This is a genomic window from uncultured Eudoraea sp. (assembly GCF_947260015.1).
Lineage (GTDB): Bacteria > Bacteroidota > Bacteroidia > Flavobacteriales > Flavobacteriaceae > Eudoraea.
Genome location: NZ_CAMYOM010000049.1, coordinates 1 through 10452, shown reverse-complemented (window position 1 = coordinate 10452; position 10452 = coordinate 1). Strand labels below are relative to the sequence as shown.

Here is a 10452-nt window from a genome sequence, read left to right as displayed (position 1 = left end):
GGTTGATGACCTGAGCCTTTTGGTTGATGCCTTGATACAGGCCGATGCCGGTTTGGTTGAAGTATTGAGTGGCGATGGACCTTTTACGGTATTCGCACCTACTAATGATGCTTTTGCAGCTTTATTGGATGCATTAGGCGATGATTACCATAGCCTTGACGATTTTGACACCCATGAAGAAAAAGCCTTATTGGCCAAAGTTCTTACCTATCATGTTGTGGCCGGAGCAGCTGTAGCTTCCAATGAACTTTCTGATCATCAGGAATTACCCACTGCACAAGGAGAATCTTTATTTGCCATTATCAACCATGGTGTGGATATCAGAGATAAATCGGGAACTGATGCGAACGTAATAGCTCCAGATAATTTAGCCAGCAATGGCATTGTCCATATTATTGACAAAGTGCTTTTACCGCAGGAAGTACTGGATATTTTAAATCCCCCAAGTCACTAAATAAAATTGTTAGTTAGTTTATAAGATGTTTTACTTAGTGATGAAGACTCCCCTGAAAATTTAGGGGAGTTTTTTTGTAGGAAAAAAGTCATGGATTCTACTTTGAAACGCGAGACATCAAATTTGAAACTGTTAGCATACAAAAAATGAGCCTTTACAACTATTCTTTTTTTTTAGTGGAACTATAGTGCATCTTTGAAGTCCCAAATCTTATCAAACTAAACCTACTTAAAGCTAGAAGCCCCGACACAAGTGTCAGGGCTTTTTTCTTTTATAACCAGTTTAAGTTATTTATTCTTTTTCTGTTGCTCTGCCTGATCCATCATCTCCCTCATTTTACGCTGAAACTTATTTTCCTTTTTAGGTTTCTTTTTATTCTCCTGTATCTGAGCGTGTATTTTGTCCTCATCCAGAATAAATTTCTTTATGGCTAACATGATAAAGATGGTAATGAGGTTTGAAACAAAATAATACAAGCTCAAGCCACTTGCATAATTATTAAAAAAGAAAAGCATCATTAATGGAGACAGGTACATGATGAATTTCATATTTGGCATACCCGGTTGGGTTTGCATATTCTGCCCAGTGGTCATCATCATATAAAAGAAAATAGCAACAGATGCCAATATTGGAAATAGACTCACATGGTCTCCATAAAATGGAATCGTAAAAGGTAACTCAGCTATAGTATCATAGGAAGATAAATCATCTGCCCACAGAAACGCTTTCTGCCGCAATGCAAATGAAGTGGGAAAGAACATAAATAAAGCATAGAAAATAGGTAACTGCAATAATGCCGGTACACAACCACTCATAGGACTCACCCCTGCCTTATTGTACAGCTTCATGGTTTCCTGTTGCTTCTTCATTGCATTGTCCTTATATTTTTCAGTGAGCTCTGAAATTTCAGGTTTAAGCACCTTCATTTTGGCCTGAGATAAATACGACTTATAGGTAACAGGAGACATGACCAGTCTTACAAGAATAGTCATCACTACAATGGCAATTCCGAAAGGTAAAAAAGAACTTAAAAAGCCATAAAAAGGAGTGAACACATATCGGTTTATCCAACCAAATATCCCCCATCCGTATGGAATAGAATCTGCCAGTCCCAATTCCTTATATTCAGATAAAACTGCAATATCTGTTGGTCCGTAATACCAATTCATATTATAAGAAAGTTCACCACCGGCCATTTGTAAAGGTGCTACCGTAGCAAATTCCTTAGTTGTCGTCGCTATTTTATTCTCCTCCTCTACCAGGTTTTTGGAGCTTAAGTTTGCAGACTCAAAAGGAGTTTTTGTCGCCAGAATAGAACTAAAAAAATGTTGTCTGTAGGAAAGCCAGGTAACCCCATTCTCAATTTCTTCGTCATCACCACTCTCAGATAGTTTGCTTATTTTGCCCTCCTCATGTTTATAGGTAAGTCTGGTGTACCTGTTTTCATATTGAATACTTTTATTATGTCTGATACCCCTGAGTTTCCAATTAAGATTTATTGGCTGGGTATCATTTATTACCCCACTTAAACCCTGAGAACGTATTGTATAATCCACCAGATATTCAGCAGGTTTCATCTCATAGCGAAATTCCAGATACTGATTAGACGCAACCTTTGCCTTCATTGAAAGCACCTGATTTTCTCCATTTTTCGACATTGATGGTTCAAAAAACAGATCCTTTGAATCCAATACCCTATTATCTCTGGTTGAAAAATTAATTCCAAAAGAGGCGTTTCCGTCTTTAACTAAGTAAATAGGTATAGAATCAAAGGTGACAAATTTCTTCATCCTGGCTTCAATTATCTGGCCACCTTTATTGCTTACTTCCAAAAAGAGGACTTCATTTTCAAGAATGGTAGTGCCTTCCTTAGCTGAAGTAAATCCAAAACCACCTATGGCTTTTTTGTAATCAGCAATCGCAACAGAGTCTTGTAGATCTATTTTTGTTTCAGGCAAAACAGCCTGAGGAACTTCAGGTTCCTCCTCTATTACCTGAGACTCCACTTTAGCCCGTTCCGCTTTTTGAGCTTCCAGTTCCTCTGGTGTAGGCTGATTTTGGTAAAACCAAAAAATGAGAATACCAAATATCAGCGCGAAGCCGATGATGGAATTTATGTCCAGTTTTTTTTCTTCCATTTAACTTAATTTAAATACCAATCCGTTATGAATTTGGCTTATGCCCATGACCGGATAGTTCCAAATGGTTTGCAAATATATATCCAATTGTGGAGTTTATGCCAAACTGGCATTAGTTTGTTGTCTTTTGTGCAGTAATACGGCTTTAACAAAGCCCACAAAAAGCGGGTGTGGACTAGCTACGGTACTTTTATATTCCGGATGATATTGTACGCCTATAAACCAAGGGTGAGAAGGCAGTTCAATTATTTCCACCAATCCAGTTTCTTTATTTATTCCCGAGGCCAACATACCTGCTTTCTCCAATTCTTCCTTGTAATCATTATTAAATTCATAACGATGCCGGTGTCTTTCTGAAATAGAAGTTTGTCCATGGTAAACTTTATGTACAAGTGTGCCTTCGAGTATATCACAATCCCAAGCTCCAAGACGCATTGTACCCCCCTTATTGATTACAGATTTTTGAGCTTCCATTAAGCTAATGACAGGATGATCCGTACCTCCGTCCATTTCAGTAGAATTGGCATCCTTTAAACCTAATACATTCCTTGCAAATTCAATTACCGCCATTTGCATCCCCAGACATATCCCTAAAAAAGGAATATTATTTTCTCTTGCATATCGCACAGCTTTGATTTTACCTTCAATGCCTCGCTCTCCAAAACCGGGTGCCACAAGAATTCCCTGAAGACCCTTCATTTTTTCTTCAAAGTTTTTGGCTGTGATATGCTCTGAATGAATAGATCTTATGTTTACTTTCACTTCATTTATGGCACCCGCATGAATAAATGACTCCAGAATGGATTTGTAAGAATCCTGCAATTCAACGTACTTCCCAATTAAACCAATGGTTACTTCAGACTTAGGATTTTTATGCCTGTCCAGGAATTCATTCCATTGATCCAGATCCGGAGCGGTATTATCCGGTAGGCCAAGTTTTTGTAGCGCCACTGTATCTAATCCTTCATCCTGCATCATTATCGGTACATCATATATTGTTGACGCGTCTATAGATTGTATTACGGCCTCTTTTTTAACATTGCAGAACAATGCCAGTTTTTGTTTGATGTCATCAGACAATTCATGTTCTGTCCTGCACACCAGAATATCTGCCTTTATTCCACTCTCCATCAAGGTTTTAACAGAGTGCTGTGTTGGCTTGGTTTTTAATTCTCCTGCGGCTGAAAGGTATGGGACCAAAGTGAGATGTATCGCAATACCATTTTTATCGCCCAGCTCCCAAAGTAATTGCCTTACCGCTTCTATATAGGGAAGAGATTCAATATCCCCTACGGTACCACCGATTTCAGTAATAACAATATCATATTCACCGCTATTTCCAAGTATTTGAATCCGTTCCTTAATTTCATTAGTAATATGTGGAACTACCTGTACCGTTTTACCTAAAAACTCTCCACGGCGTTCTTTTTCAATAACACTCTGATAAATCCTGCCTGTTGTTACATTATTGGCCTGCGAGGTCTTTACATTTAAAAATCGTTCATAGTGGCCAAGATCCAAATCGGTTTCCGCGCCATCATCAGTAACATAGCACTCTCCATGTTCATATGGGTTAAGGGTACCCGGATCTACATTGATATAAGGATCTAATTTCTGTATGGTAGTTTTATAACCCCTGGCTTGCAGAAGTTTGGCTAAGGAAGCCGCAATGATCCCCTTTCCAAGTGAAGAAGTAACACCTCCCGTAACGAAAACATATTTAGTATCTGGCATATTGCACTTCTATGTTACGGGGTTCAAAGGTACAAAATGCAACTAGAAATTATTGGGTATCCAACGGAAATTCTTCCCTAATTTTTCTAATGAGTCCCTCCATGCCATTAATTTTAATTTCAAGAATGGACTTCATATGTTCCCCAAGCTTACCTTTAGGAAAGCCATTTCTTTGAAACCAGATTAGATAAGCCTCAGGCAAATCAAGCAGGTACCGCTCTTTAAACTTGCCGAAAGGCATTTTATAATGAGCGAGTTCTATAAGCTTTTTCCTGTCCGGAAATAGTTCCATTATTAAATCTAAATAAATTATCTTTAATATGTTATGAACGATACAAAATGAAACGAAGAACATTTATCGGCTCTTCCGTGGCCGCCTCCGCAAGTTTAGTTTCTTTTACCGGGGTTGCCATGGAAGGTAAATCAATTACTACCAGCGATTTAAAAGGAAATATTAATCACAGCGTATGTCGTTGGTGCTATAGCAAGATTCCAATGAAGGATTTTCTCCAAAGCCTTAATGAATTAGGCATTGCAGCAATGGATTTAACAGGCCCGGAAGATTGGCCTATAATGAAAAAGTATGGCATCCATGCATCTATGTGCTGGGGTGCAGGTTTTGGTATTGAAAAAGGCTGGAACGATCCTAAACTACACAAAGAACTGATAAAAGATTATTTGCAAATGATTCCGAAAGTGGCGGAAGCTGGCTACACCAATCTGATTTGTTTTAGTGGAAATCGCAATGGCCTGAATGATGAAGAAGGGCTCAAAAATTGCGCAGTAGGATTAAAACAAATTACACCTCTGGCCGAAAAACATGGAGTGGTTATTCAGATGGAACTTCTGAACTCTAAGGTAGACCACAAAGATTATATGTGCGATCATACCGAATGGGGTGTGGCTTTGTGCAAAGAAATAGGTTCAGAGAACTTCAAATTACTATATGATATTTACCATATGCAGATTATGGAGGGGGATGTAATTCGCACAATCAGGGATTATCATGAATATTTTGGACACTATCATACCGGCGGTAATCCCGGACGACATGAAATTGATGAGACTCAGGAATTGTATTATCCGGCTATAATGAAGGCTATTTTAGAAACGGGATTTAAAGGGCATGTGGCCCAGGAATTTATCCCCAGCTGGGAGGACAAAATTGCTGCTTTAAAGCAAGGGGTGACCATTTGTGATGTATAGCCCAAAAGAGAATACGAAACCAAATTCTTAATTTCTAAGGGCATCTTTTATTTTCTGATTCCAGGATAGCTGCTGCTCAATGTTTCGGGAGTAGTTGGTCTCATTGTCATAAACTTGCTGAAATTCTGACAGCTCCTTATTTATCTGACGATATATGGCCTTTACTTCAGCCTTCACATTTTTTGTAAATGAGGTAGTATCCATAATTTTTCGCATTTTCCTGGCAAACAATTCAGAGATATCAAAATGCAACTGCTCGTGACTCAGAATTACCTCATCACATATTTTTGGCTGATACCATGATCTATCCGGATAAAAAAAAGTACTTACCGTATAATCCAATTCATATTTTCCATCTTCTTCTGTTGTAGAAAATTGATAGCTCAACCCACTTGCCGTGGTGGCAGCTACCTTGGAACCCTTAATTGGTTCGGCTCTGAAATTAGCCCAGCTTAACCTAAGTTCGGGGTGCCAAAGAATTGCCTCCTCTTGTCCGTATGTCATTCCAGACGATAGAAATATGAGAAGGCCGAATATGAATCTTAAAGATCCCAATGAAACAAAATTTCCTTTTTAATATCTGTATGAAGACTTAATATAACCGGACAGGTACGCGCAGTATGCTCCAGAATCTTCTTTTGCTTTTCAGTAATTATGGCCGGTAGATGCAGCACTATATCTATCTGAGATATCCTTCTGGGATCTGCAGCCATATGCTTTGTGACCTCAGCAACAGAATTTTTTAGATTAACTTCGATGTCCCTGGCCTTAATACCCATCATGGTAAGCATACAACTGGCTAAAGCTGTAGCAACCGTATCTGTAGGCGAAAAGGCTTTTCCAAGGCCGTTATTATCAACTGGTGCATCTGTAATGATTTCATTTCCTGAGCGAAGATGTACACACCTGGTCCGCAATTCCCCTGTATAAGTAACTTTTGAGGTCATAGTTAGGGATTAATCTGGGTTATTCGCATATCCCTGTACATCATTATATAGGAAGCAGTATTGTAATATCCGGAAGAAGGTTCATTGTCATAATCAAATTTATTGCCGCAATACTCTGTAATCCCAATGATATTTGAGGCCTCAAACAAATTAAGTTTATAGGCCAATTTTAAAAGTAGGTCATAGGTAAGGTCAAAACCGCGTACCGCATACCGGTCGGGATCCGCCCCAAAACGCCTTCTGTATCTCCTTACAAAAGCATTATTATTTGTTTCTTTATATACAGAGGGATAGGTAAAATTCAGATTAGACAAATGCGCCCCTGAGATAACATTATTTTCGAATGCCTTATTCTTATTTGTAGTAAACATTCGAACTTTGGTGGTATCGGAATTAGACGAATTAAGAATGGAACTTACACTGGAAACCACTTTAAAATTATCGGTCTCTACAAATACCCAGTTCTCGGTATCAAGGGAAAGCAGACTTGCTAGTACATCCAAATCCAAAGAAATATTTTTTTCATCTTCCTGAAGATCAACAGATTTAGCCAAAGGAAACTTTTCTTTTATCTGTTCGCCAACCGGCTTATTCTTTGCATCGGTAATCACAATAATATTCTCATCCGTTATAGAATCTTTAATAAAACCGAGCATTCGTTCACGCAATATCTGATCAGATGGAATAGAAAAGAAAACATTTTCGAGTTCAAAATCACTTGATGATGCCAGAGGCGCAATAACAGGGACCATGGCATTTGCAGCCTTGACTGCTACTTCTTTTAAGGAATTTAATTGTAATGGACCAATAATGGCACTTACTCCTTCTAAATTTTCTCCCCGAAGCAGTTGTCTTGTCTTGTCCGGATTTAATTGGGTATCAAATGTTTTTACATCAACAGAAATTCCCAGTTCTGAAATAGAATCCAAAGCAACAAGGGCTCCACTATACAAACCAAGGCTATAACTTATTGCGTTACTTCGCGCAATTGCGTCTGTGGCGCTATCAATATCACTAAGGTCTAATTTATCTGTACGAAAAGGAAGTAAGTAAATTAGTTTTGGTTTATTAGTGGTATTGATACTATCCAAAAGGTTTATTTTATCAAGAATCAAAGAATTCTTCACTTCCAAGTTTCCTGTTTTATCTTTAGGGAGTTTTAAAACCATTCCGGCCTTTAGCCCTTTGGAAAGATCCGGATTGAGTGCCAGTAATTCTTTATAATCAATTCCTAAATTCCTTGTTAAGGAGTATACCGTTTGTTTGGGTTTAACTTCATAAAAAATATAATTATCTGTATTAACCTCATTATCAGCAATCTTAATTTCAGGTAACCGTATTACCATACCTTCCTTTAACCCCCCACGTTCCCCGATCTCAGGATTAAGCCTAACAATATCCTGGGAACTAATATTATATTCCTGTGAAAGGCTGTATAAAGTCTTTTTTGGCGGCACCGTATAGGAAATATACAATTGTACGTTTTGATCCTCCAGACTGCTGCCTGCAATTTTAGGAAGCTTCAACTCTTGACCTTCTGCGAGAAAACTCGTAACATCTGATAATTCCGGATTTAAGGCAAGGAGGCTATCTATAGTAATTCCGTATTTATTGGCAATACTCCATCTTGTTTCTTTTGGCAATACCTTATAAGTCTCAAAATCATCAAGGTTAATACTGTCCTTTTCAACTTCAACTTTTTGGTATTTAGGGATTTTTAAACGCATTCCCTTTTTCAATTGTTTTGCGTACAATTCGGTATTATAGCGTTTAATATCCTCTTCAGAAACATTGTATCGCTGGGATATTCCAAAAATAGTTTCCCTTTTCTTCACTTTATGCGAAATAAACTCTATTGGTGTTTCCTGAATTTCCTCTGCAAGTTTTTTTTGTAACGCAATTGAATCATTTGCGCTTAAGACTTTTACTCCCAAAGGGATAACGAGTATAGTATTAGGCTTAAGTACGTCGCCCTCTGCGATTTCTTTGTTATACTTTAGGATATCAGCGGGGTTTACCTTGTATTGCCTTGCAATACTATAGACCGTTTCTCCAACTTTTACGGCATGAGAGCTAAACTGTTGTGCCATGGCATGCCATGAAAACAGCATAATCGCAATCGTAGTAATTAAAAATCTTATTGACATGCTTGTAGGTTTTATTCCCATTCTATTGTCGCCGGGGGTTTGGAAGAGATATCGTAAACCACTCTATTTACTCCCGGAACTTTATTTATTATTTCATTGGAGGTCTTCTGCAAAAATTCGTAGGGTAAATTAACCCAATCTGCCGTCATACCGTCTGTGCTTTCGACCGCCCGCAAAGCTACACATTTTTCATAAGTTCGTTCATCTCCCATGACCCCAACACTATTTACGGGTAAAAGCATGGCTCCGGCCTGCCAAACTTCATGATAAAGTCCCCATTCCTTTAAACCATTAATAAAAATAGCATCTACTTCTTGCAAAATATTTACCTTTTCTTCTGTCACATCTCCCAAAATACGTATGGCTAAACCGGGTCCTGGAAACGGATGACGTCCCAAACGCTCATCTTCTATTCCAAGTGTTGCCCCTACCCTTCTCACTTCATCTTTAAACAACATTTTCAGGGGTTCTACCACTTTTAGTTTCATAAAATCGGGCAATCCTCCTACATTATGATGACTCTTAATAGTTGCCGAAGGTCCTCCTGTTGCAGATACCGACTCAATCACATCGGGATATATAGTTCCCTGGGCAAGCCATTTGGCATCGTCAACTTTATGCGATTCATCATCAAAAACATCAATAAAAATGCCCCCAATAATTTTTCTTTTCTTTTCAGGATCATCTTCACCAGCTAGGGCATTCAAAAAACGTGCCGAAGCATCAACTCCTTTCACATTGAGACCCATATGCTCATATTGGTCCATCACTTCCTGAAATTCATTTTTCCTGAGCAATCCGTTATTTACGAAAATACAATGGAGATGATCCCCTATTGCCCTGTGCAGTAAAACAGCCGCCACCGTAGAATCTACTCCTCCTGAAAGTCCCAGGATAACTTTATCACTTCCTATTTTATTCTTTAACTCCTCAACTGTAGTTTCTACAAATGCATCCGGGGTCCAGGTCTGTTGTAAACCCGCTATATGTACCAAAAAATTTTCCAAAAGAAGTTTCCCCTGTTTGGTGTGGTACACTTCGGGATGAAATTGAATGCCATAGGTTATTTCTCCTTCTATTTTATATGCCGCATTTTGCACATCCTCTGTACTGGCCAGCTTTAGAGCATTTTCTGGTAGTTGTTTAATTGTATCACTATGGCTCATCCAGACCTGCGAACCTTCTCTGATTTCATAGAAAAATGGTTCATTTCCATCTATTGAAGTAAGCCTTGCACGGCCGTATTCACGGGTATTGGAAGGCGCAACATTTCCTCCATGAAAATGAGCCAGGTATTGTGCCCCATAACAAATGGCCAGCAAAGGTATCTTGCCCTTTATCTCAGATAAATCAGGGTGCGGGGCATCATCTGCCCTAACGGAGAAGGGAGAACCGGAAAGGATTACTGCTTTATAATCAGACAGGTCATCCGGCAAGTGGTTGTAGGGTTTAATTTCGCAGAAAATATTAAGTTCCCTAACCCGTCTGGCAATGAGTTGTGTATACTGGGAACCAAAATCTAAAATAAGGACATTGTTTTGCATGGGCAAAAATAGCAATTCAAGGCATTTTCAAATACAAGTTTTAGGTATATTTATAACATCTTTATTAACGCTGTAAGAATGAAACATTTAAATGCCATAATATTTGGAGTCGCAATAGTGATTTCGGCCTATTTTCTAGGTAATGCTTATGTAAAACGATCAAATCCTGCACGGGTGATTTCTATTACGGGGCTGGGAAATGAGAACTTTACTTCAGACCTTATTGTATGGGAAGGACGTTTTGTTGCCTTTAATACTGTTTTAAAGACGGCTTTTGAACAA

At 38.6% G+C, this 10452-nt stretch carries 9 protein-coding genes and 1 pseudogene; 3 read left to right on the top strand and 7 right to left on the bottom strand.

Annotated elements, in window-relative coordinates:
* On the top strand, nt 1-454 hold a 454-nt coding region (locus tag Q0X66_RS14435; RefSeq protein WP_297707596.1), incomplete at its 5' end, for a fasciclin domain-containing protein.
* A 287-nt stretch (nt 455-741) separates the two neighbouring features.
* On the opposite strand, the gene yidC is transcribed toward Q0X66_RS14435, so the two are convergent.
* The 3 genes from yidC to Q0X66_RS14420 all read right to left on the bottom strand — a co-directional run bounded on the left by yidC (nt 742) and on the right by Q0X66_RS14420 (nt 4618).
* Entirely contained in the window at nt 742-2592 is a 1851-nt protein-coding gene (gene yidC, locus Q0X66_RS14430; RefSeq protein ID WP_297707594.1) for a membrane protein insertase YidC, read from the bottom strand.
* A 96-nt stretch (nt 2593-2688) separates the two neighbouring features.
* A complete protein-coding gene (locus tag Q0X66_RS14425; RefSeq protein ID WP_297707592.1) occupies nt 2689-4326 on the bottom strand; it encodes a CTP synthase in 1638 nt (545 codons plus the stop codon).
* Nucleotides 4327-4375: 49 nt separating this feature from the next.
* A complete protein-coding gene (locus Q0X66_RS14420) occupies nt 4376-4618 on the bottom strand; it encodes a DUF3820 family protein (protein WP_297707590.1) in 243 nt (80 codons plus the stop codon).
* 47 nt (nt 4619-4665) lie between these two features.
* On the opposite strand from Q0X66_RS14420, the gene Q0X66_RS14415 reads away from it, so the two are divergent.
* A complete protein-coding gene (locus Q0X66_RS14415; protein ID WP_297707587.1) occupies nt 4666-5532 on the top strand; it encodes a TIM barrel protein in 867 nt (288 codons plus the stop codon).
* Between the two features lie 27 nt (nt 5533-5559).
* Here the strand turns inward: Q0X66_RS14415 and Q0X66_RS14410 are convergent, their stop codons facing one another.
* Genes Q0X66_RS14410 through guaA form a run of 4 tightly spaced genes read right to left on the bottom strand, consistent with a single transcriptional unit; the run spans nt 5560 to nt 10170 of the window.
* A complete protein-coding gene (locus Q0X66_RS14410) occupies nt 5560-6036 on the bottom strand; it encodes a DUF922 domain-containing protein (RefSeq protein WP_297707585.1) in 477 nt (158 codons plus the stop codon).
* Nucleotides 6037-6074: 38 nt separating this feature from the next.
* Nucleotides 6075-6479: an OsmC family protein gene (locus Q0X66_RS14405; protein WP_297707583.1), complete on the bottom strand. Its 405-nt coding sequence runs from the start codon at nt 6477-6479 to the stop codon at nt 6075-6077.
* 2 nt (nt 6480-6481) lie between these two features.
* Nucleotides 6482-8626 carry a LysM peptidoglycan-binding domain-containing protein gene (locus Q0X66_RS14400; RefSeq protein WP_297707581.1) on the bottom strand — a complete coding sequence of 715 codons (2145 nt, stop codon included), beginning with the start codon at nt 8624-8626 and terminating at the stop codon, nt 6482-6484.
* 11 nt (nt 8627-8637) lie between these two features.
* Nucleotides 8638-10170 carry a glutamine-hydrolyzing GMP synthase gene (gene guaA / locus Q0X66_RS14395; protein ID WP_297707579.1) on the bottom strand — a complete coding sequence of 511 codons (1533 nt, stop codon included), beginning with the start codon at nt 10168-10170 and terminating at the stop codon, nt 8638-8640.
* Nucleotides 10171-10248: 78 nt separating this feature from the next.
* Here guaA and Q0X66_RS14390 point away from each other — a divergent pair.
* Nucleotides 10249-10452, top strand: a pseudogene (locus Q0X66_RS14390) (SIMPL domain-containing protein); the annotation flags it as partial.